This is a genomic window from Mycoplana azooxidifex (assembly GCF_014196765.1).
Lineage (GTDB): Bacteria > Pseudomonadota > Alphaproteobacteria > Rhizobiales > Rhizobiaceae > Mycoplana > Mycoplana azooxidifex.
This window is the reverse complement of the sequence record NZ_JACIEE010000001.1, coordinates 154,922-178,968: the sequence shown is the minus strand read 5'-3', so window position 1 is coordinate 178,968 and position 24,047 is coordinate 154,922. Positions and strand designations below refer to the sequence as shown.

The following is a 24,047-nucleotide window of genomic DNA, read 5'->3' as shown; positions in this document are numbered from 1 at the left end:
CCACTGGCGGGTGAATCGCCGCATCATGCAGGGAGACGAACATGTCCATGTCCGAACGCCTGTCGCTCTATCGACCCCAGGCGCTTGCCGCGCTCAGGATCATGACGGCGCTGCAGTTCATCGAGCACGGCACGCAGAAGTTCTTCAATTTTCCGCCGGCCGCCGAGCCGTTCGGCGAACTGACGCTCCTGATCGGCGTCGCGGGCCTGCTGGAAATCGTCGGCGGGGGGCTGGTCCTCATCGGCCTGTTCACGCGACCTGCTGCCTTCGTCCTCAGCGGCTTCATGGCGGTGGCCTATTTCATGGCGCACATGCCGATGGACTTCTGGCCGGTGAACAATCGCGGCGATGCGGCGATCTCGTTCTGCTTCATCTTCCTCTATCTCGTCTTCGCCGGGCCGGGCGCGTTCGCGCTCGACAACCGGCGAAGCTGAGATCGGATCAGGCCGCGAACTTCAGGCCCATGATGCCGGTGACGATCAGGGCGATGCAGCCGAGGCGCAGGGCCGTGACCGGCTCGGCGAAGAGCACGATGCCGAGGATGACGGTGCCGACCGTGCCGATGCCGGTCCAGATGGCATAGGCGGTCCCCATCGGCAGGTGGCGGACGGCAAGGCCGAGAAGGGCGATGCTGATCACCATCGCGCCGACGGTCAGCGCAGTGGGCAGCGGTCTGGTGAAGCCTTCGGTGTATTTCAGGCCAATCGCCCAGCCGATTTCAAAGAGGCCGGCGAGTACGAGCAAAGTCCAGGACATGTCCTGCTCCATTTGAAAGGAGCGGGGCCGTCCCCGCGGTCGTCACCGCCGATTTTCAGCGGCGGCAGTCGTCTGCCTTCCCCCGATATCGCAACAGACGGCCCGAAAATCAAGAGGCGCCCGCGCAGACCAGCCATGCGAGCGCTCCGTCGGCAACGGTGCGGCGTGCGTCAGCCGAGTCGCTCGGCGTGCCACTTCAGGTGACCGTCCATGAAGGTGGAGATGAAGTAGTAGGAGTGGTCGTAGCGCTCCTGCATGCGCAGCGTCAGGCCGATCCCGGTGCCCTGGATCGCCTCCTCGAACAGCCAGGGGCGAAGGCCATCTTCCAGGAAACCGTCAGCCTTGCCCTGGTCGATCAGGAACTCCGGGAAGCGTGCGCCGTCTTCCACCAGCGCGCAGGCGTCGTACTGCCGCCAGTTGGCCCGGTCGGGGCCGAGGTACTTCTCGAACGAGCCGGAGGACCAGTCGGCGGTCGAGGGCTCGACGATGGGCGCGAAGGCGGAGCAGCTCCTGAAGCGGTCCGGGTTCTTCAGCGCGATCGTCATGGCGCCATGTCCGCCCATCGAGTGGCCGAAGATGCCCTGGCGGTCCATGTCGACGCGGAAATGCTGGGCGACGAAGGCCGGCAGTTCCTCGGTGATGTAGGTGTACATCTGGTAGTGTTCGGCCCAGGGCTTCTCGGTGGCGTCGAGGTAGAAGCCCGCGCCCTTGCCCATCTGCCAGTTGGTCAGCTCGTCCGGTACGTCGTTGCCGCGGGGGCTGGTGTCGGGGCAGACGACGATGAGGCCGAGCTCGGCGGCCATGCGGCGGTACTCGCCCTTTTCCATGACGTTGGCATGGGTGCAGGTCAGGCCGGAGAGATACCAGACGACCGGGCAGGGCTCCTGGACCGCCTTCGGCGGCACGAAGACGGCGAAGGTCATCTCGCAATTGGTGGCGAGCGAATCATGGGCGAACACGCCCTGCATGCCGCCGAAGGCCTGGTTCTGGGATAGCACTTTCATGGGAAACTCCATCGAGGTGGTGGCGGTCACGACGCAAGCGCCACCGCCGCATTGACGGCGGCTGCGACGAGCACGGTGTTGAAGAAGAAGGAAATGATCGCATGCACGAGGTTGAGCTTGCGCATCTGCGTGGTGGTGACGGCCACGTCCGAGGTCTGCGCGGTCATTCCTATGACGAAGGCGAAGTAGAGGAAATCGAAGATGCCGGGCATGTCGGCCTGCGGGAAGTCCAGCCCGCGCTCTTCGGGCTGCAGCGGCTTGCCGCCATGCGGGCGCCAGTAGACATGGGCATAGTGGACCGCGGCCATCGTGTGGATCGTGAACCAGCCGAGCACCACCGATGCGAAGGAGAGGATCAGGTCCAGTGGCTCGACCACGTCGCCCTCGTTGAGGACGATGAAGAGGGAGGCGAGGGAGATGGCGAAGGCGCCGACCGTCACCAGCAGGATGATCGGTGCCGGTGTATCGGTGTCGACGGCATGCTTCTTGAGGTAGCCGCCGGTGAGATAGGGCAGGCGCTGTCCGATCATCAGCAGGTAGAGCGTGAAGAAGGTGATGCCGCCCAGCTGTGCTGCAACCCGCATCCGCAGCCAGAGGGCCGCGGGCAGGACCAGAAGGGCGACGATGGCGGCAATGTAGAACGGGCGATGGCGGCTGTGCCCCGCCGTTGTCTTTGCCGCCTGCGTGCTCATTGTGCTGCGCCCGAAGATTTCGCGCGGCGGCACAAGCGGTCGAGCGTTTCGAGAAAGGCCGAGCGGTCGCGCGGCGAAAAGGCGGCGTTGTAGCCCTTGCTTTCACCGGTCTCGCGCAGGTGCTGGCCGAGGTCGCGCATGGCGCTCGCCATGCCGATGTTGGTCTTGTCGAAGATCCGCCCGGTCGGCCCGGTGACGAAGGCATCCTTGCCCACGCACCTACCTGCGAGCGGCACGTCGGCGGTGACGACGATGTCTGCGGGCTCAACGTGCTCGACGATCCAGTCGTCGGCGGCGTCGAAGCTTCCCGAGACGATCACGTTCTTCACCATCGGGTCGCGCGACGGCCTGAGCCCGGAATTGGCCACGAAGGTGACCCCGATCCCGTGGCGCTCGGCGACCTTGAGGATTTCCGGCTTGACCGGGCAGGCATCGGCATCGACGTAGATCATGGCTTACTGGCTTCTGGTGTTCTTCAGGCGTTTCCGGGCGACGGCGGCCGCAGCATGTCGACATGCGGGATGCCGTCTTCCAGATATTCCTCCGAAGTCGGAGAAAAGCCAAAGGCTTCGTAGAAGTGCATCAAGTGGCTCTGCGCGGACAGCGCGATCGCCTCGTTCGGGTAAAGGCGCTCGCAGGCCGTGATCGCCTCGCGCATCAGCGCCTCGCCCAGGCGCTTGCCGCGATGGTCCGGCGACACGGCGACGCGCCCGATCCGCGGATGCGCATCGGCCACCGGGCGCCAGAGCCTTGCGCAGGCGAGCAGGTCCTTGCCGTCGAGCAGGCGCAGATGCTGGCAGTCCGGATCTCTGCCGTCGAGCTCGGGGTAGGGGCAGCTCTGCTCCACCACGAACACGTCGACGCGCATCTTCAGCATTGCGTAGAGATCGACGGCGGAGAACGCCTCCAGCCTCCGCACGTCGACCGTATAGGCGGGTGAAGCTGTCAATAGACCACCACGCCGCGGATGCTCTCGCCCTTGTGCATCAGCTCGAAGCCATTGTTGATGTCCTCGAGCGGCATGGTGTGGGTGATCATCGGGTCGATCTGGATCTTGCCCTCCATGTACCAGTCGACGATCTTCGGCACGTCGGTGCGGCCACGCGCGCCGCCGAAGGCCGTGCCCATCCAGTTGCGGCCGGTGACCAGCTGGAACGGACGGGTGGAGATTTCCTGGCCCGCGCCGGCGACGCCGATAATCACCGACTTGCCCCAGCCGCGATGCGAGCTCTCCAGCGCCTGGCGCATGACCTTGGTGTTGCCGGTGCAGTCGAAGGTGTAGTCCGCGCCGCCGATGAGGTCGCCGTTGCGCTTGGTCATGTTGACCAGATAGGGCACGATGTCGTCGCCGACGTCCTTCGGATTGACGAAATGCGTCATGCCGAACTTCTCGCCCCACTCCTTGCGGTCGTTGTTGAGGTCGACGCCGATGATCATGTCGGCGCCGGCCAGACGAAGACCCTGCAGAACGTTGAGCCCGATGCCGCCAAGACCGAAGACGATCGCCGTGGAGCCGATCTCGACCTTGGCGGTGTTGATGACGGCACCGATGCCGGTGGTGACGCCGCAGCCGATGTAGCAGATCTTGTCGAAGGGCGCGTCGGGGTTGACCTTGGCCAGTGCGATTTCAGGCAGAACGGTGAAATTGGCGAAGGTGGAGCAGCCCATGTAGTGGTGGATCTTGTCTTTGCCGATCGAGAAACGGCTCGTGCCGTCCGGCATCAGGCCCTGGCCCTGGGTGGCGCGGATCGAGGTACAGAGGTTGGTCTTGCGCGACAGGCAGGAATAGCATTCGCGGCATTCCGGCGTGTAGAGCGGGATGACGTGGTCGCCCTTCTTCACGGAGGTGACGCCGGGGCCGACGTCGACGACGATGCCGGCGCCCTCGTGGCCGAGGATGGCGGGGAACAGGCCCTCCGGATCGGCGCCGGAGAGGGTGAAATCATCGGTGTGGCAGATGCCGGTGGCCTTGACCTCGACCAGCACCTCGCCGGCCCGCGGGCCCTCGAGTTGCACGGTCATGACTTCCAGCGGCTTTCCAGCCTGAACGGCGACAGCGGCGCGTACGTCCATGATCTCTCTCCTTAACTTCCAACGGAATCTGATTCGATGCGGACCATTGCAGAGCCCGGGCGGGCACTCAAGTCCATCTCAAGGCCGGGCGTGTTCAATCGTCGCTTCGACGACCGCGGAGGCCCAGCCGGGCGATCTCGGCCTCGAGCGCGTCGATCGCCTCGCCGGTCTGGATATGCAAGCGACGGATCTCCTCCAGCCGCTCGAAAAGCGGATGGGTGGACGCCTCCGGGCCTGTCTCGGAAGGCGCCTGGCCGATCCCGGCGATCAGCCAGGACGGCGACACGCCAAGGACGCCGGCCAGCATGAACAGGGCCTGCGTGCGCGGCTCGGCATGGTCGCGCTCCCAGTCGCCGACTGTCTCCTCCGGAAGTCCCATCCGTGCCGCAAGTTCGCCGAGCGACAGGTCGAGCGCGTCGCGCGCACGCCAGATCCGGCCGCCGAGCGTGTCGCCATCGGCGCGGGGCGAGCGGAATGGGATGGTGTTGTCGTCACCGGATTTTGCCATGACGGCCTCCGTTTTCTTCAGCGAAACCTCAGGTCCTGACCCTAAGGATGGATGCGCCGCCTGGCTACCCCAATTGCGTCGCGTCCCGCCGCAGCGCCCGGGACCACTTGACCGTGCGGCGTGCGATGCTGTTGAAACAGACCGAAAATCGCGCACGCGATTCCGGCACCGGTTGCGTCTACACGTTGCCCCGTCGCGTCGCTCCAGGGTTCATCCATGCAATCGTCAACGACGGAACATTTCAGGCAGCACACGATGCAGGGGATGGCGTTGATGGCGTTCGCCATGACGATCCTTCCCGGCATGGACGCGATCGCCAAGTACATGGCGACCTACGAGGGCATGTCGCCGGGGCAGGTGACGTTCTACCGGTTCTTCTTCCAGCTCGTGTGCACGCTGCCGCTGCTGCTGACGGTGATGGGACGCGATGCGTTCCGGGCGAAGCGGCCATGGATGAACCTCTTGCGCGGGGTGCTGCACGGGGCGGCGAGCCTCCTGTTCTTCGTCGCCGTGAAGTACATGCCGCTCGCGGACGTCTTTGCCATCTACTTCGTCGAGCCGTTCATGCTGACGGCGATGTCGGCCGTCTTCCTCGGCGAACGTGTCGGCTGGCGGCGATGGCTGGCGATCGCAGTCGGCTTCGGAGGCGCGCTGATCGTCATCCAGCCGAGTTTTGCGATCTTCGGCCTGACCGCGCTGCTGCCGGTCGCCTGCGCCTTTCTCTATTCGCTCTACCTGTTCCTGAACCGGGCGATCGGGGAGGGCGATTCCCCCCTGACGATGCAGACAATCTCCGGCTTCGGCGGCATGATGTTCATGGCCGGCGCGCTTGCGGTCGGAAACGGCGCGGGGCTTCAGAACTTCGAGCTGTCGCTGCCGCAAACGCCGTTGGCGCTGGGACTGCTGCTGATCCTCGGCTCGCTTTCCGGATATGCCCACCTTCTGGTCGTGCGCGCCTTCCGGATGGCGCCGCTTTCGCTGCTGGCGCCATTCCAGTATTTCGAGATCATTTCGGCGACGATCCTCGGCTATGCCCTGTTCGGCGATTTTCCCAATTTCTGGAAATGGGTCGGCATCGCCATCATCGTCGGCTCCGGCCTGTTCATCATCTGGCGGGAGCGGACGGCCGCGAGAAATGCCGGTCCGGCTGCGCCGGATTGAGGCAGATGTTCGGACTGGCACCACTCCGTCCTTTCCAGCACGCGGACCGGCGATGGCCGGGTCCGGCAGGCCTATCGCATGTGGACAGGACGGGAAACCCGATCCTGCGCACCCTTGAGGTAAGCGACGTGACGGCGCAGGGGCAGGAGCGCCTCGCCCATTGCGCCCGCGTCGTGGGGCGAACTACCGGCCGTGCGGGGGAAGCTCGGCCACTGGGCCGAACACCGTCTCGAAAGCGCCCTTCAGGAGGAAGTCGACGTCGCTCATCGTGACGGGAAGGCCGAGGTCGACGAGGCTGGTGACGCCGTAGCCGCGAATGCCGCAGGGGACGATGCCGCCGAAATGGTCCAGCTCCGGATCAACGTTCAGCGACAGGCCGTGGAAGCTGACCCAGCGGCGCAGGCGGATGCCGATCGCCGCGATCTTATCCTCGGCCGGCGAGCCGTCGGGCAGGGGCGGGCGCTCCGGACGCCGCACCCAGACGCCGACGCGGTCCTCGCGGCGCTCACCCCTGACGTTCATCTGCGCCAGCGTCTCGATGACGACCTCCTCGAGGGCGGCCACGAAGGCCCGCACGTCCTGCCGCCGTCGCTTCAGGTCGAGCATGACGTAGACGACCCTTTGCCCCGGGCCATGATAGGTGTATTCGCCGCCGCGCCCGGTCTGGAACACGGGAAAGCGATCCGGATCGACCAGGTCCGCACCATCGGCGCTGGTTCCGGCGGTATAGAGCGGCGGATGCTCGACCAGCCAGACGAGTTCGTCGGCCTCGCCTGTGGCAATGGCCGCGGCCTCGCGCTCCATCGTCTCCACGGCCACGTCGTAGGGGACGAGCCCGGATTCGATGCGCCAGCGGATCGGCGGCGAGCCTTTCGCGGCGTGCATGGATCTTTCGAGTTCTGCGCGTTGCATGGTGCGGTCCTTCAGGCACTTCTCTGCCAATATAGGCCGACCGATGCAAGGTTTTGAGGGCTGAAATCGCCCGTTCGGAGGGGCTGTTGAAATTGTTGTCTTTGCAGTCAGATTTCTGTTGCAATGGCCTTGTGCACCCACAGGGCTTTTGCTACATGCAGCCCCGCCGGCGCAAATCGGCACCTACCACGATGCGGTCGTGGCGGAATTGGTAGACGCGCAGCGTTGAGGTCGCTGTGGGGCAACCCGTGGAAGTTCGAGTCTTCTCGACCGCACCAAGAACCCGGCTCACGCCGGGTTTTTTGTTTTTATTCAGCGATTTGAAGTTTGCTGTCTCCTTGCGGAGGCGCGCGCTTTCGCGCAGGCTGGTTGGCGGCCCGATATGGCTCTCTGCGCCCCGGCTACGCTTCCGTTTTTGCCGCCGCCGCGGGATACTTACGGGTTGTGGCCTTTCGCTGGTTCTTGCGCAGATCGGCATAGGTCGGCATCTCTCCGGCATTGTGGTAGTAGGCGATCAGGCGCCGGCCCTTGGCAAGCTTGCGCAGCGGCTCCTCCACGACGATGCTGTAGTCGGGCGTCCGGCCGAACCAGCGGCTCAGTTTCTCAAGATCGACCGGGTCGTGCACATGATGCCTGCAGCTGCCCTTCGGCCACAGAAAGGGGACGGATACGAGCACCCGGTCCGCCATCTGCATCAGGTGCTGCGCGAAGGCGGTCGCGTCGGGAATATGCTCGAGAACCTGGAAGCAGGACACGAAGTCATATTTCTCCTCCGGTTGAAAGGTGAAGAAGTCCTGCTCGAAGCCGACCACATTCGGCGATGAATAGGGATGGCGGATGTCGATCGTGTGGCGGACGGGAATCCAGCGGAAACGCTCGATGTACTCGGCATTGGAACTGCCGACATCGAGATAGGACCTTGCGTCGGACGCCAGCACAGACACGATCTGTTCGACGTATCTGTAGTAGAGAAAATTCCTGCGCTTGGAGAAATAGCCCTTCGCCATGTGATGTCCTCAACGGGCGCCGGTAGTCTCATGATGGGGTGACGATATCACCTTTCGTGTGCGATCGCATCCGCCGGGAGAAGGCGGCAGCCAGCCAAAGACAGGCCGTCACTTGGGCCTGCGACAGGCCGGGCCGTACGCGCGCGATCCGGTCCTGCCCTTGCGACACCGGGGCATGCCCGCCACCGGCCTTGCGGTTCGATCAGGTCGATCGCAGGCAGGTTGCTCGCGCAGGATCTGCCAGTCCGCATCTTCCGTAGAAGTCCGCATCTCCCGTAGGCGTGCTGCGGCGATCGGCGGGTCTCAATTGATGAAGCGAATTGCCAGCATCAACCGATCGCTGCGGGTGGGCGGGGATGCGCGGTGATAACAGGAGGTGTCCTCGACGAAGCCGGTTCCGGCCGGCCCCTCGATGACGAGTTCGTTCTCGCGTCCGAATTCCTTGTAGACGGCCTCCTGGCTCGCACGGGCGGAGCCCAGCAGCATCCTGAGCGGCTTGCTCTTGTGCGAACGCTTGATCATGACATGGGCGCCGGAATGGCGATCGGTGTCGGTGATGTAGAAGCTGGCGTAGAGGAAATCGAAGCCGCCGACGTCGTAGTGATAGTCGATGACGTGATGCTTCAGCTGGCGCCGCTCCTCGTCGCTCATCGAGGAGCCGAAGCTCCAGTCGAGGATCGTCGTTATCTTGCGCGGCTCGTGTCCGAGGTAGCCGCGAATGATCGCGCGCAGGACGGGATCGTTGATGATCTCCCGAACCTCGGGGCAGCGGGCCGGATCGGCAATGCCACCGATCGGCATCTTCCGCCCGTCGGCCGCCACGCCGTTCGAGACGTCCGCATAGCGGAAGGTCGGCCCCTTCGGATCGTAGATCGCATGCAGGGGCTCCGTCAGCGCAAAGGCCTTGATCGCCTCGATGCTTTTGGGCGGCAGGTCGAGGCCGATGAACACGGCCTCCTCGCGAATAGCGCGGATGATGCCGTTCACGTCGGCATCGGGAAAGAGGGTTGAAGCATTCCGCGATATGGCGCGGGATGCCGGCTGTATAGATTCCAGTGCACGACGGACGGATCCGTAGGCGCTGCGAACGGTGCGAAATCGCCCGAGCACATAAGACAAATCGTGGGCCATGACTCTGTTTACAACGCCTGCCATGTTCATGAGTTCACCTCTTGAAGCGGGGGCAATACTTGACAAAGAAAGAATATATTTTCTGCGCACAAAGGTCAGTCGCGTCTAACCGAACAATGGTCGTAGGCGGGATTCGTCTTAGTGCGTAGGTTGCATTCTGCCCGCAGGCCCCGGTCATATGCACGGCCTCGATCAGGAGTTGTACACCTGGAGGTAGTCCCCGGGATTTTGACGTAGGGGCGGGATGCCGGATTAGCCGGACAGTCCGGGCCTGGCACCATCTTCGCCGACCGCTTGCGTGCTTGCCGGTCGATGTGAGCAGCGCGGCCGTGAACTTGCAGGATGAATTGGCAGTAAGTAATAGATATCAGTAGTTTTGCTAAAAATCTAAACTGACATCGAGAATCGAAGCGGCCGGCTGGTCTCTTCCCGACGCTCAGGGATGCAGCTTGCGGAACTTCTTGACGATGCGCTCGCGCTTCAGACGCGACAGCCGGTCGATCCAGAAGATGCCGTCCATCTGGTCGATCTCGTGTTGGAGGCAGACGGACAGGAGGTCGTCGGCTTCCTCGGTCAGATGATCGCCCGAGAGAGACTGGTAGCTGATCCTGATCCTTGCCGGGCGTTCGACTTCCTCGGTCAGGCCCGGCATCGACACGCTGCCCTCGACGTGCCGGCGGGTTTCCCCGGAGAACCACGCGATCTCGGGGTTGACGTAGATGCGTGTCGAGGTCGGCCCGTCGAGTTCGATCACCGCCAGCCGCAGCAGTTCGCCGACATGGGCGGCGGTGATGCCGATGCCGGGAGCTGCGCGCATCGTCTCGGCAAGGTCGTTCGCCAGCGCCTGGAGCGCGTCGTCGAACTGCGTCACGGTTGCGCAGCGGGCGCGCAGCCGTGCGTCGGGAAAGCGAAGGATCGGGCGTATTGGCATGCAGGTTCCCCCGGTTTGTCTGCGACCGAAGTAGCGGGCTGGCCGGCAATTGGGAAGCCCCGGTCTCGGCCGCGCCCCGGGCGGGCACCAATGCTGCAGGCGATACCGTGCGGACGGGGTTTGGGCCATCGGCAACAGTCGCAGAATTTTGCCGCGAACACGCCCGGAATTGCTGAGCGCGCTGTGGACCATGTCAATGCTTTCGGCTAGCACGGAACCGGCTGCAGGGATGCTCTCTCCCTGTTTGCCGGCAAGGCGGCGCAGATCCCATTTTCCCGTCCCGTTCGCGTTTCAGGCTGGCGCGGTGCCGGGGCACGCATTTCGTAGGAGCGGCTCGGATGACGGACACCGGCGAAGACGATCGCGAGCGCGCCCGCCCTGCCGAGGCGCACGCCGCCGATGTTGACGACATCTACGCACCGGACGGTTCCGTTCGCAGCGACTTCCTCATGCAGGTCGGGGCCGCGGTCGCCGATCGCGATATCCTGTTCCTGCGCCGTCACGTCGCCCATCTGCACGAATCGGAAATGGGCGACCTGCTGGAGGCGATCCAGCCGGACCAGCGCCGTGCGCTCGTCTCGCTTCTCGGTGCGGATTTCGACCTTGCGGCGCTGACCGAGGTCGACGAGGCGATCCGTCTCGACATCGTCGAGCACCTGCCGAACGAGCAGATCGCGGCCGCGATCGGCGAGATGGATTCGGACGATGCCGTCTACATCCTGGAGGATCTCGACCAGGAGGACCGCGAGGAGATCCTTGCCAAGCTGCCGTTTACCGAACGCGTGCGGCTGCGCCGCTCGCTCGGCTATCCGGAAAGCACGGCCGGCCGCCGCATGCGCTCGGAATTCGTCGCCGTGCCGCCGTTCTGGACGATCGGCCAGACGATCGACTACATGCGCGAGGACGACGATCTTCCCGAAAGCTTTACCGAGATTTTCGTGATCGACCCGACCTTCCGCCTGCTCGGCGTCGTCGAGCTCGACCGCGTGCTGCGCTCCAAGCGCGACGTCAAGGTCGAGACGGTCATGCGCCAGACCAGCCATCCCATCCCGGCGCTGATGGACCAGGAGGAGGCGGCGCAGGTCTTCGAGCAGTACGACCTTCTTTCGGCCGCCGTCGTCGACGAGAACGGCCGCCTCGTCGGTGTGCTGACGATCGACGACATGGTCGACGTCATCCAGGAAGAGGCCGAGGAAGACCTGATGCGCCTCGGCGGCGTTGGCGATGAAGAACTATCGGACACGGTGCTCGAGACCTCGCGCTCGCGCGTGCCCTGGCTGCTCGTCAACCTCTTCACCGCCTCGCTCGCCGCGTCCGTCATCTCGCTGTTCGAGGCGACGATCGAGGAGATCGTGGCGCTGGCGATCCTGATGCCCATCGTTGCCGGCATGGGCGGGAACGCCGGCTCGCAGACGATGACGGTGACCGTGCGCGCGCTCGCCACGCGCAATCTCGATATTCACAACGCCTGGCGCGTCGTGCGCCGCGAGGCGGGCGTCGGCCTCCTCAACGGCATGTTGTGCGGCACCCTGATCGGCTGCGTCGCCGGGCTCTGGTTCCAGGATCCGAACATCGGCGGGATCATCGCGACGGCGATGCTGATTAACATGATGGCCGCAGCGCTGGCGGGGATCCTGATTCCGCTGGTGCTCGACAAGGTGGGCGCGGATCCCGCGGTGTCCTCCGCAGTGTTCGTGACCGCCGTGACCGATACGACCGGATTCTTCTCGTTTCTCGGGCTCGCGACCTGGTGGTTCTCGATCGGGTGAACCGCTAAAATTGACTTTCACGTAAAAGTAAATAAAATTGCCCCGAACTGAAACTTTCGGAGCCGGCGTGAACAAGTACTACACCATAACAGAGCTGACGCGCGAATTCGGCGTCTCCACCCGGACGCTGCGCTTCTACGAGGACGAGGGGCTCATCCATCCCGAGCGTCGCGGGCGCACCCGCCTGTTCCGGCCGGCGGACCGGCACCTGATCAAGGAAATCCTGCGCGGGCGCCGCATCGGCTTCACCATTTCAGAAATTCGCGAGATCATCGAGGTCTACAAGGATCCTCCCGGCGAGATGGGCCAATTGCAGCTTCTCATGCAGAAGGTCAGCGTCAAGCGCGACGACCTGCGCCAGAAGCGGCGCGACATCGACGAAACCCTGGCGGAGCTCGACAATGTCGAGGAAGCCTGCCTGACGCGGCTGGCCGAAATCGGCGTCGGCACCTGACGCTCTCTCATCCGCCGGGCGGGACCGTCGAGTAGGCCTCGGCGGTGCATTGCTGCGAGATCGCGGCGATCCGGGCGTCGGTCATGTTGACCGTGCCCTGGTTCAGCGCATCGAACAGGTTCTTCTGCACCAACTGGTCCAGCGTGCAATCGCAGAACGTGCGGCAGAAACCCGCGTCGGTGTCCCTGCTGCAGGCTGCGACGCAGCTGCCGCGATAGCTTTCGACCGGATCGCGCGCCGGCGGCGGCGCGACCTGCGAATAGAGATAGACGAGCGCGATCAGCACGGGCTGGTGGATGAGATAGATCGCCAGGCTATGCCTGCCGGCCGTCGCCAGCAGCGATACGGCCCGGCTTTCGGAGAACCGGCCCGGTGCGGCGGGCAGGGGCTTTGCCCATTTCACGTAGAGCCGCGCAGCGACCATCCCCAGGAGGAACGCGCCGAACCAGGGCAGGAGCGGCACATAGTCGTTCGACCGCGGCGGCGTCAGCGACAGGCCGACCCACCAGAGCGCCGGCAAGTCGAAGAGGGCGCTGCGAAGAAAATGCGGCGCTGCGAAGGCTGCGGCCGCACACAGCAGCACGATTGCGACCGGCAGGCGCAGGAACAGCAGGCCGAGCAGGCTCGCCGCCGCGATCAGGTGCAAGATGCCGAAGAAGATGAAGCCGGTCGGGAAGATGAAATAGGTCGCGACCGTGATCGTAAGCGCGGCAAGGACGATCTTCGCCAGCCGGATCCAGAACGGGCGCCAGCGGATTGCGTTGCGATGGCCGAGGACGAGGCCGAATCCGGCCAGGAAGATGAAGCTGCCGGCGATCAGGCGGGCAAAGATCCTAAAGCCCCCGGTGGCCGCGGTGCCCTGGGCGATATAGCCGAAATAGTCGAGATCCCAGCTGAAGTGGTAGATCGCCATGGCGACCAGCGCCAGCCCCCGCGCCGCATCGAGCCAGGCGAGTCGCCGGGCGGGAACGGCGCCCGCAGGCGATGTCGTCGCGGCCGGTGTCTGTTCGGTGGGGGCGGGCGTCAGTCGATCGGTCATGAGTGCTCGGTTATGGATGCCTGTTCACGCGGGTTCTGGCTAGGGTGCATGGCTAGACCACGGAATGACCCGTCGCAACCGGTATCGGTTGGCCTTTACCGAATTCAGTCGGCCTGTTCGAGCACGGTTTGGCGCGCCTCGGAATAGAACTGCCGGCGAATGAGAACGAAGATGATGAGGGCGGTGGTGATCATGAGGAGATAGGGGCTGACGAACCAGCCGAGGTAGCCGATCGACAGGAAGATCGCCCGCAGCCCGGCATTGAAATGGCTGGCGGCGAGGATGTTCATACGGATGACCTTGTCTGCGGCGAGGTCGGCTGCGGCCGGGTCCTTGTGGATGTCGCCCGCCATGGGCACGGCGCCGAGAAGAATGGTGCAGTAGTTGAACAGCCGGTAGGACCAGCCGAACTTGAAGAAGGCATAGCCGAAGATGCAGGCCAGCCCGCCGACCTTCAGTTCGAAGCCCGCGCGCCCCGCCTGGAACACCAGCGGCAGGTCGCCGAAGATCATGAAGACCTGTTCGGTGGCGCCGAGCAGGGCGAAGCATCCGCCGAGTGCCAGGATCGAGGTGGAGGCGAAGAATGCGGTGCCGTTCTGCAGGCCCGCCATGATCTGTGTGTCGATCATGCGCAGGTCGCGGCGCATCGCATTGCGGATCCAGGCGGCGCGCTGGGCATTCATCGCCCGCGTCAGACTCACGCGGTTGCGGAAGCGCCGGTTGTCCGTGGTCCTGGCATAGGCCAGCCACAGCAGGATGAAGATGGCGAAAGCGATCGGATCGGCGATGGTCATGGGTCTGTGATTTGCCACGGTTTGCGCATTTTGCAAACCGGTGCCGGGCTGCATGGGCAGCAATTTTCATATTGCCGGCTATTGTGTGGCGGGCAGGCATGCAACCGACACATGCCTCCGAAGGGTAACCTTTTGATTTTAAATAAAATGCAATACTGCTAAAATACCGCCGTTGTGCACTTGCCATGCTTTCGCCATTTTCCCGCATTGCCTTTTCATCATTCCTTCACTAATGAGGGGCCGTCGGCGGGGCGATAGGCACCACACGACATGTCTTTCACCATTTTGGGGAAATCATGGAAAGTTCCGTTCAGAAGGCCTGCTGGGGCCTTACGTTCCGCATGGTTCTCGGTTTTGCAGGCTTTCTCGGCCTCGTGTACCTCTTCGGCGGCAACTGAGAGAGTTCACTGATAGAGACCAGAAGGGCGCGCCGATCTCCGGCGCGCCTTTTTTGTGGGGCCCCTGGCGTTCGACGTGCCCTGCTGGGGCGATGTCGCAGGCGCAGTAACGGATGTCGGGTCGCCGCCTTGGACTCTTCATGCGATCGCGTAGCTTTCCTGAAGGTTTCACATATTGCCGTCCGCACCTGTCGTCGCCATCTTACAGGTGAATTCGGGCTGCGACGCGGCCCATGGTTTCGGCAGGTCCACGGCATGTTTCTTTCCGTCTTCGACGTCTTCAAGATCGGTATCGGCCCCTCCAGTTCCCATACGATGGGACCGATGTCGGCGGCCAATCGCTTCCTCGACCTGATCCTGTCTTCGGACTGGCCGCGCCCGACCGGTGCTGCCGTCGCGGCGATCAGGATGAGCCTGCACGGTTCGCTCGCCTTCACCGGCGTCGGCCACGGCTCCGACCGTGCCGTCATCCTCGGGCTGATGGGAGAGCGTCCCAACCTGGTCGATCCCGACCGGATGGACGACATCATCGCCGAGGTCGAGCGCACCGGCCGGATCACGCCGCCCGGTCATCCGTCCTATGCCTTCCAGCCCAAGCACGACCTCGGGTTCGACAAGAAGACGCCGTTGCCCGGCCATGCCAACGGCATGACCTTTTCCGCCTATGATCGCGACGGCAGGCAGTTGCTGAAGCGCATCTACTATTCGGTCGGCGGCGGTTTCGTCGTCACGGACACGGAGCTGGAGGCGATGCGCGCCACCAAGGCGCAGGCAGGCGAGCGCAAGGTGCCGTTTCCGTTTGCGACCGCCAGCGAGATGCTGGAGATGGCGCAGCGCTCCGGCCTGACGATCGCCCAGATGAAGCGGGCGAACGAGGAGACGGCGATGTCGCGCGCCGAACTCGATGCCGGCCTCGACGCGATCTGGACCGCCATGACGAGTTGCATCGACCGCGGGCTGCAGGGCGAGGGCATCATGCCCGGCGGGCTGAAGGTGAAGCGCCGCGCCCGCATGATCCACGACAAGCTGCATGCCGAATGGCGCTCGAACAAGTCCAATCCGCTTCTGGCAAACGACTGGCTCAGCGTCTATGCGATGGCGGTCAACGAGGAGAACGCCGCGGGCGGTCGGGTCGTCACGTCTCCGACCAACGGCGCGGCCGGCGTCGTGCCGGCGACGATCCGCTACTACCTGCATTTCCACGAGGACGCCGACGCCGAAGGCATTCGCGACTACATGCTGACCGCAGCCGCGATCGGCGGCATCATCAAGCATAACGCCTCCATCTCCGGCGCCGAAGTCGGCTGTCAGGGCGAGGTGGGTTCGGCATCGGCCATGGCCGCTGCAGGACTTGCCGCCGTCATGGGCGGCACGCCGGAGCAGATCGAGAACGCGGCCGAAATCGCCCTGGAGCACCATCTCGGCATGACGTGCGATCCGGTGGCGGGCCTGGTCCAGGTCCCCTGCATCGAGCGCAATGCGCTGGGTGCGGTGAAGGCTGTGACGGCCGCCTCGCTGGCCCTCAAGGGCGACGGTGCCCACTTCGTCCCGCTCGACGCCTGCATCGAGACCATGCGCCAGACGGGCGTGGACATGAACGAGAAATACAAGGAAACTTCCACCGGCGGCCTCGCCGTCAACGTCGTCGAATGTTGACGGCGGCTGCGGCTGTGGAGCAGTTTCCTCCGGCTTGACGCCGGCCGCGGAAAGGCGTTGAAGGGGCCATGGCCCTGCATCTCATCAAGCTTTGTGTCGGCGCGGACTCGATCGAGGACCTGCGCGAATGGGTTTCCAGGCGAGCGCTGGTGGCAATGGCTGCCGGGCTCGAGCCGAGCTCGAGCCATACGACCCGGATGGTGCCGAAGCGCGCCGAGGAGTTGCTGGACGGCGGTTCGCTCTACTGGGTGATCAAGGGACAGGTGCAGGCGCGGCAGCGGCTGATCGACCTGAAGACCTTCACCGACGCCGACGGGATCGGCCGCTGCGAACTGGTGCTCGGGCCGGAAGTCATTGAGACGGAATTCCAGCCGAAGCGCGCCTTCCAGGGCTGGCGCTACCTGAAGGACGAGGAAGCGCCGCGCGACCTCAAGAGCCTCGGGGCGGATGGCGCCGAACTGCCGATGGACCTTCGCCGCGAACTCGCCGAACTCGGTCTGCTCTAGATGTTCAGGCTGGCCGGGGCTCCGCTCGGTGCATCACCCGGTCAATGTGCTGTGTAGGCGCCGTCCACGAGGTGGCAACTGCCGGTGATGAAGCTCGCCTGGTCGGAGAGGAGGAAGCTGACGAGGGCTGCGACCTCTTCCGGCGTGCCGCGGCGGCCCATCGGCTGCAGCGCCTCCAGCCGCTTGTTGGCGGCGAGCTTGGCATGCTCCGACAGGAGCGGCGTCTCGATCCAGCCGGGGGCGACCGCATTGATGCGCACGCCGTGCCGCGCATACTCGATCGCCGCGACCTTGGTCAGGCCGACCACGCCGTGCTTGGCGGCCGTATAGGCCGCGGTCGCCGGCAGGCCGACGCAGCCGAGCACGGAAGCCATGTTGACGATGGCCCCGCCGCCTGCGGCCAGCATGGCGTTGATCTCGTACTTCATCGAATAGAAGACGCTGTTGAGGTTCACGTCGATAAGCTTGCGCCAACTGTCGAGCGGGTAGTCCGCCGTCATCGCGAGGCTGCCCTGGAAGCCGGCGTTGTTGACCGCAAGATGGAGCCCGCCACAGTTGGAAACGGCAAATTCCACAAGCCGCTCAACCGCTTGCGCATCGGTGACGTCGACGGCGACATCCCGCGCCTCGCCGCCGTCTTCGCGAATCGCGGCCGTGACCTTGCGGGCCGCGTCCGAATCGATGTCGGCGACGACGACCTGCACCCCATCTGAAGCGAGGCGCCGGCAGACGGCCGCACCGATTCCCGATCCGCCGCCCGTGACGAGCGCCACTTTTCCGGAAAAACCAGAGGTCATCGTTTCCCTCCCATCCATTGTTTTTACCCAGTCGAACAGAGGCCGCTAACGGAAGCAAGCCATTTCGTCCCCGGCCGGAGGTGCGGTGTGGAAAGCACCCTGCGTCGCTGTAATGCGGATCGTGGCGCATGAGTTCCGGCAATCCTTCTTGCTGCGAGGCTTGGCCAATCGGCACCGTGATGCTAAGTCTAGCCGCAAGGGTTGGTCTGATCGCTGACAGGTGCTCATGAAAAAAGACTTCGTTTCCAGCCGCCGGGCCCTGCTGCTCGCCAGCCTCGGCCTTGTGGCAACCGGCGCCTCCGGCTGCCGTTCGATATACTCCCGCTACATGCCTTCGGACTATTCCAGCTATCGCGTCGACCGCCAGTATCGCCGCAAGACCGTGGCCTATGACGGCTACGAGCAGCCGGGTACGATCGTCGTCAACACCTATGAGCGCTACCTCTACCATGTCGAGGGCGGCGGGCAGGCGACGCGCTACGGCGTTGCCGTCGGTGAGGAGGGGCTTACGCTCAAGGGCGAGGCGAGCGTCGGCCGCAAGGCGGAGTGGCCATCCTGGACGCCGACGGCGTCGATGATCCGCAGGAAGCCGCATCTGGCGCAATATGCAGGCGGCGTCGAGGGCGGACCCAACAATCCGCTGGGTGCAGCCGCGCTCTATCTCTATCGGGGCGGCCAGGACACCCTGTTCCGGCTGCACGGTACCAACGAGCCCTGGTCGATCGGGCGGGCCGTCTCGAACGGCTGCGTGCGGCTGACGAACGACGACATCGTGCATCTCTACAGCCGGACCCCCGTCGGGGCGAAGGTCGTCATCATCTGACGGCCGCCCGGCGCCCGCGGAACAGATGTTCGCGCCGGTGATCCTGCGCCCGCCTGCCAGGGGGCGATCCTGCAAGAATTCGATTCGCCGGAGCGAATATCGTCGCTTGCGGACATGCCTCCCCGCGCAAACGGCGGGTACAGCCCAGGCTCATCACGCAATTGCTACAAGCTGTTGAAAAATCTGATCTTGGCCGCTCTTCCTGCGAATTAACTTTGTGGTGTTTCTGCACTATGCCTTTGTTGTTTTTGCGGCTATTACTAGTGCGTTGCCTTCGAAAAACCTATTCCGAATCAAGGAGAGGACATCTGGATGAGCAGACTTTTCATTGTGGCAGTAGCAGTGCTTTCCGTTGCCGGTCTCACCGCGTGTGACACCGTTGGCAAGGGCAAGGGCAAGGCTCCACCTCCGGTCGAACAGCCGGCTCCGGTCTATAAGTAAAGACTGACCTTGGTCCGGGGAGGCGCCTTGCGGTGCTTCCCCGTCCAGCTCGAAATGCGCGTTCCGGCTCGGAGCGCATAAGGCAATCTCAGATACAGTGCAGGCCTACGACATACGTGGCATGCGACGGAGCGTATTCATGACGCTGGGCAAGAGCCATGCATCGCTTTTGATCCTCTTTTCCCTGGCCCTCGCCTCCTGCCAATCGGAGGACAAGCCACCACTCCCCCGCTACACATCCGAATATCGCGGCTATGCGGGCACGCCGGAATCCAACCGGAGCGCGGCGCGCTATTTCATCGAATTCCGATCGCGATATGCGCTCACCTACGGTCATTCCTATGTGGTTTTCGGCCAGATGGGGAAGGGCGGCCGGCCGGTTACCCAGGAGGTCGCTGGCCTCGCACCGGCTTCGAACGACCCCGCCCCCTACGTGCTTGGCCATATCGTTCCCGTGCCGGCAGAGACCGGCGCCAGCGACGGCGACCTGGAAGAACAGTACAGGTCGGCAAGCTGGCGTGTTATGCTGACCGAGGCGGAGTACCGCAAGACGGTGGCCTTCATCCGGCAACTGCAGGCGAAGTCCAAGGTCTGGCAGGCTTCCGTCTACAACTGCAACGCCTTCGTGGCGGAGATCGCCCGTTCCATGGGCTACAAGGCACCGGCGATCTGGCTCCGGCCGCAGCAGTTCATCACGAAGCTTCGTGAGATGAATGGGGGATAAGACCATGACCTATCGGGAGACGTCGACGCCGCGGCCGGATGAGGGCTTGCGGTGAACGGCATGGGCATGTCTGTCGCTACCCTGGGGGCGGTCCTGTGGGCGCTGGGCGGGATCGCCTGGTACGTCATCCGCTATCCGTTCGAGCGGCGGGCGCGGCGGACGCAGGTCGTGCTGAACCGCCGGTCGCCGGTCGACATGTGCGGCCTGGGTGCTGCGATGCTCGGCATGGGACTGGTGCCGGCGATTTATGTCGCCACCGGCTTTCCGGCATCCGCCGACTATCCGGCCGGTGCTTTCCGGGTTGTGCTCGGCGCCGCCCTGTTCTTCGCCGCCGTCTGGCTCTTCCGGAGGACGCACAAGGAACTCGGCAAGAACTGGTCGATCACGCTCGAGATCCGCGACAAGCACAAACTGATATCCGGCGGCCCCTATTCGCTCGTTCGCCATCCGATGTATACCTCGTTCCTGATGATGGCGGTGGGGCAGGCGCTGCTGCTGGCCAACTGGTTCGTAGGACTGGCAGGGCTCGCGGGATTCGCAGCTCTGTTCTTCCTGCGGGTGGACAGGGAAGAGCGGATGATGCTCGACACCTTCGGCACCGACTACCGGGACTACATGGACAGGACGAAGCGAATCATACCGTTTGTCTATTAGGGCGTGCCGCGAGCTTTCAGGGTCGTTTGCCGCGCTCCGGGTGAGTATTTCCACCATGTCGTGATCGCCGAACCAGGCACTTTCATCAACAACATGGTTCACAGGCGCAGGTGAACATGCGCGAGGTTTCGGAGGAAGGATGCGAGGCAGGGCCCTCAAGATTTCGGCACCGCGGCGGCTCGTCTGCGATCTGATGCGCTTTTCGATCGGCATCCCGCGGGTCACCGTGCAGCGGCAGATGAACCTCGCGCCGCTCCTGTCCGCACGTGCCGCCCGGCCGGAAAGACCCTCCTGGAGCGTCCTCTTCGTCAAGGGCTACGGGCTTCTTTCCCAGGAAGTGCCGGAACTGCGGCGTGCCTATGTCAAGCTGCCTTGGCCGCACTTCTACGAATTTGGGCTCAGCGTCGCCTCCGTCGCCCACGAGCGCGAATTCGAGGGCGAGCGGATCGTGCTGCTCGGCTCCATCAAGGGGCCGGAGCGGCGCTCCATTGCCGAACTCCAGGCGATGATGGAGACCGCCCGGACGCGCCCGGTGCTGGAGAACAAGGAATTCCGGCGGGCGCTGAAGATCGCGCGGCTGCCAGGCCCGCTGCGCTGGCTGCTGATGTGGCTGGGTCTCAATATCGCCCGGCGGCGCGGCCGTCATTTCGGCACGTTCCAGTTCTCGGTCTATTCGGGGCTCGGTGCGGAATCGCTGAACCCGCTGACGCCGCTGACGACGCTTCTGAACTACGGTCCGATCCGCGAAGACGGCACGGTGACCGTGCGCATCCTCTATGATCACCGCGTGATGGACGGAGCGAATGTCGCCCGTGCGCTCGAGCGCTTCGAGGCGATCCTGAACGGCGAGGTGGCTGCCGAGGTCAACGGCATGCCGGGCAGCGGCGCGTCTTCGGAAGGCCCCGGTCAGCATCCGGTGGCGAGGACGACGGGATGACCGCCGCTTCCGCAGAGAGCCGGCCCGCCGTGGTCGTCGTCGGCGCCTCCCGCGGCATCGGTCGGTCGATTGCCAGGGTGGCCGCGCGCGAGGGCGGACCGATCGTTCTTGTCGCCCGCTCACGGGAAGGACTAACCGAGGTGGCCGCCGAGGTGCGCGCTGCGGGGGCGGAGCCGTTTACGGTCGTCCTCGATCTGATGTCCGGGGACGTGGCACAGCTACTGCAGGCGGAACTGGACCGCAGCGGTCTCTACTGCGACGTTCTCGTCAACAGCGCCGGGATCGGGCTGCGGGGGGCGGCGACGCTCCTGCCTGTCGAGGACCAGATCCGCATCGTCGATCTCAACATCCGCGCGCTCAGCGAACTGACGCTGCATTTCCTGAAGGGAATGGCGGCCCGCAAGCGCGGCGGCGTGCTCAATCTCGGCTCGATCGCCAGTTTCACCCCGGGACCCGGCATGGCGATATACTATGCCAGCAAGGGATTCGTCCGCTCATTTTCGGAAGCGCTTTACACGGAGATGCTCCCCATCGGCGTGACGGTCACCTGTGCGTGCCCGGGGCCGGTCGCGACCGAATTCCTCGAGCTTTCGGGGGCAGGGAAGTCCATGCTGTTCAAGGTGCTGCCGCGGCTGGATGCCGACTATGTGGCGGAACGCGCCTGGCGCGGGTTCCGAGCCGGACGCCGGCTAGTCATCCCGGGCATGTCCGCAAAGCTCACGGCACTCGCGTCGTCCGTGGTGCCGTCCGCGCTGATGCTGCCGTTGATCGCCCGGTTGCAACGGCGCAGCGGCGATCTCTGCCCCTGCGGTTCCGGCAAGCGTTACGGCAATTGCTGCGGCAAATGACGGAGACCGGCAATCGTTCCGAGGATCGAGTCTCCGGTCGAAAGGGCGCGTCCGTCTCTACCTGACACGCATCCGGACGGGGTGGCTGCGGCCGCTGCGATGGACGTGCAGATGGATGCCGACTTCCGGCTGCGCTGTGCGCCAGGCGCGGGCGCCGTGCGCCAGCAGCATGCCGACGAGATCCTTGGTGCGGGCGCGGGAACGATTGAGCCCGATGTCGGCGAGGCGAAGTGCCGCCTCGTGCAGCGGGTGCAAGCCGCTCCGAAGGTCCCGTTTGGGGCCATGCCTTGTGCCGGTAACGTTCTCGTTCATCGCCGTGTTGTCCCTCGTACGCAATACCCAATCGAGGTCGGCGGATGCCGGAAGATGGCTCCGCCTGCCTGGTCTCGACCGCCGATAATCAAACCCATCCGGCGAATGCCTCGACCGAGGCTGAATTTCGAACTCCGCTGGTCCATCTGTGATCGTGTCCCTGCGTCGTCGATGCTGTTACTGCTGGCTCGCCCAGCAAGCGAACCCCTTTTTCTTCAAAGCCTTGCAGGCGTTGACGGCGCCGTCCTGGCCGGAGAAGCCGGCGAAGCGGGCCCGGTAGAGCTGACCGTTGCCTTCGCCGACGGCGACGGTGAACGGCTGGGCGCCGCTCAAGGCCTTGCCGCCGCGATCCTTTGCATTGTCGAGGAGCGCCTGCGCCTGGGTCCGGTCCGGCGTCGCGCCGATCTGGATCACCCAGCCGGAGGGAACCGACCGTTCCGAGGCACTGCCGGCGGTGGAAGAGGTGGTGAGCGCGTCGACCGAATTGTCGGTGTCTCCCTGCTCGATCACGTCCTCGGGCGCCTGCTGTGGCGTCGCGACTTCGCGCTGGATGCGCAGCGTCGCGGCGAGTGCCTCCTTGCCGACGACGCCTGCAGCGCTCGCGCCGGAGGTGGCTGCGTAGGCCGTCTCGATCCGGGATTCCTCGTAGCGATAGGTCGGGACCGGGCCGTTGTCGGGAAGATCGAAGGAAGGGGCGGCAGCGGTGACACTCGCCGATACGGCCTTTGCGGCGGCGCCGGCGGTCAGCGTCGGTGCATCTTCGGTTTCGGCAATCAGGTTGCCGCTGCCGCGGCGCGATGCCTTCGGCATGTAGCTGGCAATCAGGCGCTTCATCTGCTGGTCGCGGGAGCCGCCCGAACGGCCGCCGAGGACGACGCCGACGACGCTGCGTCCATCCGCCTGCGCGGAGGTCACAAGGTTGAAGCCGGAGGCGCGCGTGTAGCCCGTCTTGATCCCGTCCACGCCGCGAACGGCGCCGAGCAGCCGGTTGTGGTTGCCGATGGTCTGCTTGCCGTATCGGAAGCTGCGGGTGCTGAAATAGTCGTAGTACTGGGGGAAATGCTGGCGCAGCGCCAGGCCGAGCCGGGCCTGGTCGCGCGCGGTCGTGACCTGTGCTGTGTTGGGCAGGCCATGCGCATTGCGATAGACGGTACGCGTCATGCCGAGTGCACGCGCCTTCTGCGTCATCATGCGGGCAAAGCGGTCTTCGGAGCCGCCGAGAAATTCGCCGAGCGCTGTGGCCACGTCGTTGGCGGAACGGGTGACGAGCGCCTGGATGGCCTGCTCGACGGTGAGCTTGCTTCCCGGGCGGACGCCGAGCTTGGAGGGCGGTTCGCCGGCGGCATGCTTGGAGACGGGAACCAGCGTGTTCTTCGAGATCTTGCCGGCCTCGAGTGCTTCGAAGGTCAGGTAGATCGTCATCATCTTGGTCAGCGAGGCGGGGTAGCGCAGCGCATCGGGGGCTTCGCCGTAGAGGACCTTGCCCGTTTTCGCATCGATGACGATGCCTGCATATTTCGGATCTGCCTGTGCGGTGGAGGCCGTGGCTGCGGCGATGGTGCCCGCCACGAGCAGGCATTTTGCCGTTGCACCTGCAAGACCGGCCGCGCGCGACAGGAGGACGGAAAATACGGAACGGAACACGCTGTTACTCTTCAAGTCTCTGATTGCTGTTTCGTTCGGACAGGGGAGGCGAACGATGATTTGAGCGATCGTATCG

At 64.5% G+C, this 24,047-nt stretch carries 28 protein-coding genes and 1 tRNA gene; 13 read left to right on the top strand and 16 right to left on the bottom strand.

Annotated features, from left to right (window positions below; translation table 11 throughout):
* Positions 1-41 precede the first annotated feature (41 nt).
* Entirely contained in the window at positions 42-434 is a 393-nt protein-coding gene (locus GGQ64_RS00880) for a DoxX family protein (protein WP_183797915.1), read from the top strand.
* Between the two features lie 7 nt (positions 435-441).
* Here the strand turns inward: GGQ64_RS00880 and sugE are convergent, their stop codons facing one another.
* The 7 genes from sugE to GGQ64_RS00845 form a co-directional block, all read right to left on the bottom strand.
* Complete coding sequence (gene sugE, locus GGQ64_RS00875; protein ID WP_183797913.1) at positions 442-756, bottom strand: quaternary ammonium compound efflux SMR transporter SugE; 315 nt, start codon at positions 754-756, stop codon at positions 442-444.
* A 170-nt stretch (positions 757-926) separates the two neighbouring features.
* Complete coding sequence (gene fghA, locus GGQ64_RS00870; protein WP_183797911.1) at positions 927-1,760, bottom strand: S-formylglutathione hydrolase; 834 nt, start codon at positions 1,758-1,760, stop codon at positions 927-929.
* A 26-nt stretch (positions 1,761-1,786) separates the two neighbouring features.
* Positions 1,787-2,452 (bottom strand): DUF1345 domain-containing protein, encoded by a 666-nt coding sequence (locus GGQ64_RS00865; RefSeq protein WP_183797909.1) that lies wholly within the window; start codon positions 2,450-2,452, stop codon positions 1,787-1,789.
* Complete coding sequence (locus tag GGQ64_RS00860; protein ID WP_183797907.1) at positions 2,449-2,904, bottom strand: YaiI/YqxD family protein; 456 nt, start codon at positions 2,902-2,904, stop codon at positions 2,449-2,451. The genes GGQ64_RS00865 and GGQ64_RS00860 overlap by 4 nt, the downstream gene beginning before the upstream one ends.
* 23 nt (positions 2,905-2,927) lie before the next feature.
* Positions 2,928-3,401, bottom strand: coding sequence for a GNAT family N-acetyltransferase (locus GGQ64_RS00855; protein ID WP_246422226.1), 474 nt, complete (start codon positions 3,399-3,401; stop codon positions 2,928-2,930).
* Positions 3,398-4,525 carry an S-(hydroxymethyl)glutathione dehydrogenase/class III alcohol dehydrogenase gene (locus tag GGQ64_RS00850; protein ID WP_183797905.1) on the bottom strand — a complete coding sequence of 376 codons (1,128 nt, stop codon included), beginning with the start codon at positions 4,523-4,525 and terminating at the stop codon, positions 3,398-3,400. The genes GGQ64_RS00855 and GGQ64_RS00850 overlap by 4 nt, the downstream gene beginning before the upstream one ends.
* A gap of 94 nt (positions 4,526-4,619) precedes the next feature.
* The gene (locus GGQ64_RS00845; RefSeq protein ID WP_183797903.1) at positions 4,620-5,033 is read right to left on the bottom strand and encodes a helix-turn-helix domain-containing protein; all 414 of its coding nucleotides are present in this window, start codon (positions 5,031-5,033) and stop codon (positions 4,620-4,622) included.
* Positions 5,034-5,249: 216 nt separating this feature from the next.
* Between GGQ64_RS00845 and GGQ64_RS00840 the strand changes: the two genes are divergently transcribed.
* Complete coding sequence (locus GGQ64_RS00840) at positions 5,250-6,194, top strand: DMT family transporter (RefSeq protein ID WP_183797901.1); 945 nt, start codon at positions 5,250-5,252, stop codon at positions 6,192-6,194.
* A gap of 183 nt (positions 6,195-6,377) precedes the next feature.
* Here GGQ64_RS00840 and lipB read toward each other — a convergent pair whose 3' ends face one another.
* Positions 6,378-7,106: a lipoyl(octanoyl) transferase LipB gene (gene lipB, locus GGQ64_RS00835; RefSeq protein ID WP_183797899.1), complete on the bottom strand. Its 729-nt coding sequence runs from the start codon at positions 7,104-7,106 to the stop codon at positions 6,378-6,380.
* Positions 7,107-7,299: 193 nt separating this feature from the next.
* Between lipB and GGQ64_RS00830 the strand changes: the two genes are divergently transcribed.
* Positions 7,300-7,384, top strand: a tRNA-Leu gene (locus GGQ64_RS00830).
* 123 nt (positions 7,385-7,507) lie between these two features.
* Here GGQ64_RS00830 and GGQ64_RS00825 read toward each other — a convergent pair.
* From GGQ64_RS00825 to GGQ64_RS00815, 3 genes are all read right to left on the bottom strand, one after another.
* Positions 7,508-8,113: a methyltransferase domain-containing protein gene (locus tag GGQ64_RS00825; RefSeq protein WP_183797897.1), complete on the bottom strand. Its 606-nt coding sequence runs from the start codon at positions 8,111-8,113 to the stop codon at positions 7,508-7,510.
* Between the two features lie 303 nt (positions 8,114-8,416).
* The gene (locus GGQ64_RS00820; RefSeq protein WP_246422224.1) at positions 8,417-9,100 is read right to left on the bottom strand and encodes a phytanoyl-CoA dioxygenase family protein; all 684 of its coding nucleotides are present in this window, start codon (positions 9,098-9,100) and stop codon (positions 8,417-8,419) included.
* Positions 9,101-9,680: 580 nt separating this feature from the next.
* On the bottom strand, positions 9,681-10,175 hold the full coding sequence (locus GGQ64_RS00815) for a peptide deformylase (protein ID WP_183797893.1): 495 nt from the start codon (positions 10,173-10,175) through the stop codon (positions 9,681-9,683).
* A 338-nt stretch (positions 10,176-10,513) separates the two neighbouring features.
* Between GGQ64_RS00815 and mgtE the strand changes: the two genes are divergently transcribed.
* Positions 10,514-11,944, top strand: a complete 1,431-nt coding sequence (gene mgtE, locus GGQ64_RS00810) for a magnesium transporter (protein WP_183797891.1) — start codon at positions 10,514-10,516, stop codon at positions 11,942-11,944.
* Positions 11,945-12,011: 67 nt separating this feature from the next.
* A complete protein-coding gene (locus tag GGQ64_RS00805; protein ID WP_183797889.1) occupies positions 12,012-12,398 on the top strand; it encodes a MerR family transcriptional regulator in 387 nt (128 codons plus the stop codon).
* A 7-nt stretch (positions 12,399-12,405) separates the two neighbouring features.
* Here the strand turns inward: GGQ64_RS00805 and GGQ64_RS00800 are convergent, their stop codons facing one another.
* A complete protein-coding gene (locus tag GGQ64_RS00800) occupies positions 12,406-13,437 on the bottom strand; it encodes a heparan-alpha-glucosaminide N-acetyltransferase (RefSeq protein ID WP_183797887.1) in 1,032 nt (343 codons plus the stop codon).
* Between the two features lie 104 nt (positions 13,438-13,541).
* Positions 13,542-14,231 carry a DUF599 domain-containing protein gene (locus GGQ64_RS00795; RefSeq protein WP_183797885.1) on the bottom strand — a complete coding sequence of 230 codons (690 nt, stop codon included), beginning with the start codon at positions 14,229-14,231 and terminating at the stop codon, positions 13,542-13,544.
* A gap of 653 nt (positions 14,232-14,884) precedes the next feature.
* Between GGQ64_RS00795 and GGQ64_RS00790 the strand changes: the two genes are divergently transcribed.
* Entirely contained in the window at positions 14,885-16,285 is a 1,401-nt protein-coding gene (locus tag GGQ64_RS00790; protein WP_183797883.1) for an L-serine ammonia-lyase, read from the top strand.
* 68 nt (positions 16,286-16,353) lie between these two features.
* The gene (locus tag GGQ64_RS00785; RefSeq protein ID WP_183797881.1) at positions 16,354-16,791 is read left to right on the top strand and encodes a DUF1489 family protein; all 438 of its coding nucleotides are present in this window, start codon (positions 16,354-16,356) and stop codon (positions 16,789-16,791) included.
* 41 nt (positions 16,792-16,832) lie between these two features.
* Here the strand turns inward: GGQ64_RS00785 and GGQ64_RS00780 are convergent, their stop codons facing one another.
* Positions 16,833-17,588 (bottom strand): SDR family NAD(P)-dependent oxidoreductase, encoded by a 756-nt coding sequence (locus tag GGQ64_RS00780; protein WP_183797879.1) that lies wholly within the window; start codon positions 17,586-17,588, stop codon positions 16,833-16,835.
* Positions 17,589-17,814: 226 nt separating this feature from the next.
* Between GGQ64_RS00780 and GGQ64_RS00775 the strand changes: the two genes are divergently transcribed.
* The 6 genes from GGQ64_RS00775 (at position 17,815) to GGQ64_RS00755 (ending at position 22,015) form a co-directional block, all read left to right on the top strand.
* The gene (locus GGQ64_RS00775; protein WP_183797877.1) at positions 17,815-18,411 is read left to right on the top strand and encodes a L,D-transpeptidase; all 597 of its coding nucleotides are present in this window, start codon (positions 17,815-17,817) and stop codon (positions 18,409-18,411) included.
* Between the two features lie 312 nt (positions 18,412-18,723).
* Positions 18,724-18,852 carry an ABC transporter gene (locus GGQ64_RS27680; protein ID WP_246422222.1) on the top strand — a complete coding sequence of 43 codons (129 nt, stop codon included), beginning with the start codon at positions 18,724-18,726 and terminating at the stop codon, positions 18,850-18,852.
* Positions 18,853-18,991: 139 nt separating this feature from the next.
* On the top strand, positions 18,992-19,576 hold the full coding sequence (locus GGQ64_RS00770; RefSeq protein ID WP_183797875.1) for a hypothetical protein: 585 nt from the start codon (positions 18,992-18,994) through the stop codon (positions 19,574-19,576).
* A gap of 66 nt (positions 19,577-19,642) precedes the next feature.
* Positions 19,643-20,230, top strand: a complete 588-nt coding sequence (locus GGQ64_RS00765; protein WP_183797873.1) for a protein-S-isoprenylcysteine O-methyltransferase — start codon at positions 19,643-19,645, stop codon at positions 20,228-20,230.
* A gap of 139 nt (positions 20,231-20,369) precedes the next feature.
* The gene (locus GGQ64_RS00760) at positions 20,370-21,167 is read left to right on the top strand and encodes a hypothetical protein (RefSeq protein ID WP_183797871.1); all 798 of its coding nucleotides are present in this window, start codon (positions 20,370-20,372) and stop codon (positions 21,165-21,167) included.
* Positions 21,164-22,015: an SDR family NAD(P)-dependent oxidoreductase gene (locus GGQ64_RS00755; protein WP_183797869.1), complete on the top strand. Its 852-nt coding sequence runs from the start codon at positions 21,164-21,166 to the stop codon at positions 22,013-22,015. The genes GGQ64_RS00760 and GGQ64_RS00755 overlap by 4 nt, the downstream gene beginning before the upstream one ends.
* 57 nt (positions 22,016-22,072) lie before the next feature.
* Here GGQ64_RS00755 and GGQ64_RS00750 read toward each other — a convergent pair whose 3' ends face one another.
* Positions 22,073-22,327, bottom strand: coding sequence for a hypothetical protein (locus tag GGQ64_RS00750; protein ID WP_183797867.1), 255 nt, complete (start codon positions 22,325-22,327; stop codon positions 22,073-22,075).
* Positions 22,328-22,504: 177 nt separating this feature from the next.
* The gene (locus GGQ64_RS00745; RefSeq protein ID WP_343059377.1) at positions 22,505-23,971 is read right to left on the bottom strand and encodes an SPOR domain-containing protein; all 1,467 of its coding nucleotides are present in this window, start codon (positions 23,969-23,971) and stop codon (positions 22,505-22,507) included.
* Positions 23,972-24,047 lie beyond the last annotated feature (76 nt).

Excerpts from the sequence above, each read along its gene's own strand:
- GGQ64_RS00845 (WP_183797903.1), bottom strand. The coding sequence starts at position 5,033 with ATGGCAAAATCCGGTGACGACAACACCATCCCATTCCGCTCGCCCCGC.
- GGQ64_RS27680 (WP_246422222.1), top strand. The coding sequence starts at position 18,724 with ATGAGCAGACTTTTCATTGTGGCAGTAGCAGTGCTTTCCGTTGCCGGT.
- GGQ64_RS00850 (WP_183797905.1), bottom strand. The coding sequence starts at position 4,525 with ATGGACGTACGCGCCGCTGTCGCCGTTCAGGCTGGAAAGCCGCTGGAA.
- sugE (WP_183797913.1), bottom strand. The coding sequence starts at position 756 with ATGTCCTGGACTTTGCTCGTACTCGCCGGCCTCTTTGAAATCGGCTGG.
- GGQ64_RS00840 (WP_183797901.1), top strand. The coding sequence starts at position 5,250 with ATGCAATCGTCAACGACGGAACATTTCAGGCAGCACACGATGCAGGGG.
- GGQ64_RS00765 (WP_183797873.1), top strand. The coding sequence starts at position 19,643 with ATGTCTGTCGCTACCCTGGGGGCGGTCCTGTGGGCGCTGGGCGGGATC.
- fghA (WP_183797911.1), bottom strand. The coding sequence starts at position 1,760 with ATGAAAGTGCTATCCCAGAACCAGGCCTTCGGCGGCATGCAGGGCGTG.
- GGQ64_RS00760 (WP_183797871.1), top strand. The coding sequence starts at position 20,370 with ATGCGAGGCAGGGCCCTCAAGATTTCGGCACCGCGGCGGCTCGTCTGC.
- GGQ64_RS00780 (WP_183797879.1), bottom strand. The coding sequence starts at position 17,588 with ATGACCTCTGGTTTTTCCGGAAAAGTGGCGCTCGTCACGGGCGGCGGA.
- GGQ64_RS00860 (WP_183797907.1), bottom strand. The coding sequence starts at position 2,904 with ATGATCTACGTCGATGCCGATGCCTGCCCGGTCAAGCCGGAAATCCTC.
- GGQ64_RS00865 (WP_183797909.1), bottom strand. The coding sequence starts at position 2,452 with ATGAGCACGCAGGCGGCAAAGACAACGGCGGGGCACAGCCGCCATCGC.
- GGQ64_RS00815 (WP_183797893.1), bottom strand. The coding sequence starts at position 10,175 with ATGCCAATACGCCCGATCCTTCGCTTTCCCGACGCACGGCTGCGCGCC.
- GGQ64_RS00825 (WP_183797897.1), bottom strand. The coding sequence starts at position 8,113 with ATGGCGAAGGGCTATTTCTCCAAGCGCAGGAATTTTCTCTACTACAGA.
- GGQ64_RS00775 (WP_183797877.1), top strand. The coding sequence starts at position 17,815 with ATGAAAAAAGACTTCGTTTCCAGCCGCCGGGCCCTGCTGCTCGCCAGC.
- GGQ64_RS00790 (WP_183797883.1), top strand. The coding sequence starts at position 14,885 with ATGTTTCTTTCCGTCTTCGACGTCTTCAAGATCGGTATCGGCCCCTCC.
- mgtE (WP_183797891.1), top strand. The coding sequence starts at position 10,514 with ATGACGGACACCGGCGAAGACGATCGCGAGCGCGCCCGCCCTGCCGAG.
- GGQ64_RS00795 (WP_183797885.1), bottom strand. The coding sequence starts at position 14,231 with ATGACCATCGCCGATCCGATCGCTTTCGCCATCTTCATCCTGCTGTGG.
- lipB (WP_183797899.1), bottom strand. The coding sequence starts at position 7,106 with ATGCAACGCGCAGAACTCGAAAGATCCATGCACGCCGCGAAAGGCTCG.
- GGQ64_RS00750 (WP_183797867.1), bottom strand. The coding sequence starts at position 22,327 with ATGAACGAGAACGTTACCGGCACAAGGCATGGCCCCAAACGGGACCTT.
- GGQ64_RS00770 (WP_183797875.1), top strand. The coding sequence starts at position 18,992 with ATGACGCTGGGCAAGAGCCATGCATCGCTTTTGATCCTCTTTTCCCTG.
- GGQ64_RS00800 (WP_183797887.1), bottom strand. The coding sequence starts at position 13,437 with ATGACCGATCGACTGACGCCCGCCCCCACCGAACAGACACCGGCCGCG.
- GGQ64_RS00755 (WP_183797869.1), top strand. The coding sequence starts at position 21,164 with ATGACCGCCGCTTCCGCAGAGAGCCGGCCCGCCGTGGTCGTCGTCGGC.
- GGQ64_RS00785 (WP_183797881.1), top strand. The coding sequence starts at position 16,354 with ATGGCCCTGCATCTCATCAAGCTTTGTGTCGGCGCGGACTCGATCGAG.
- GGQ64_RS00880 (WP_183797915.1), top strand. The coding sequence starts at position 42 with ATGTCCATGTCCGAACGCCTGTCGCTCTATCGACCCCAGGCGCTTGCC.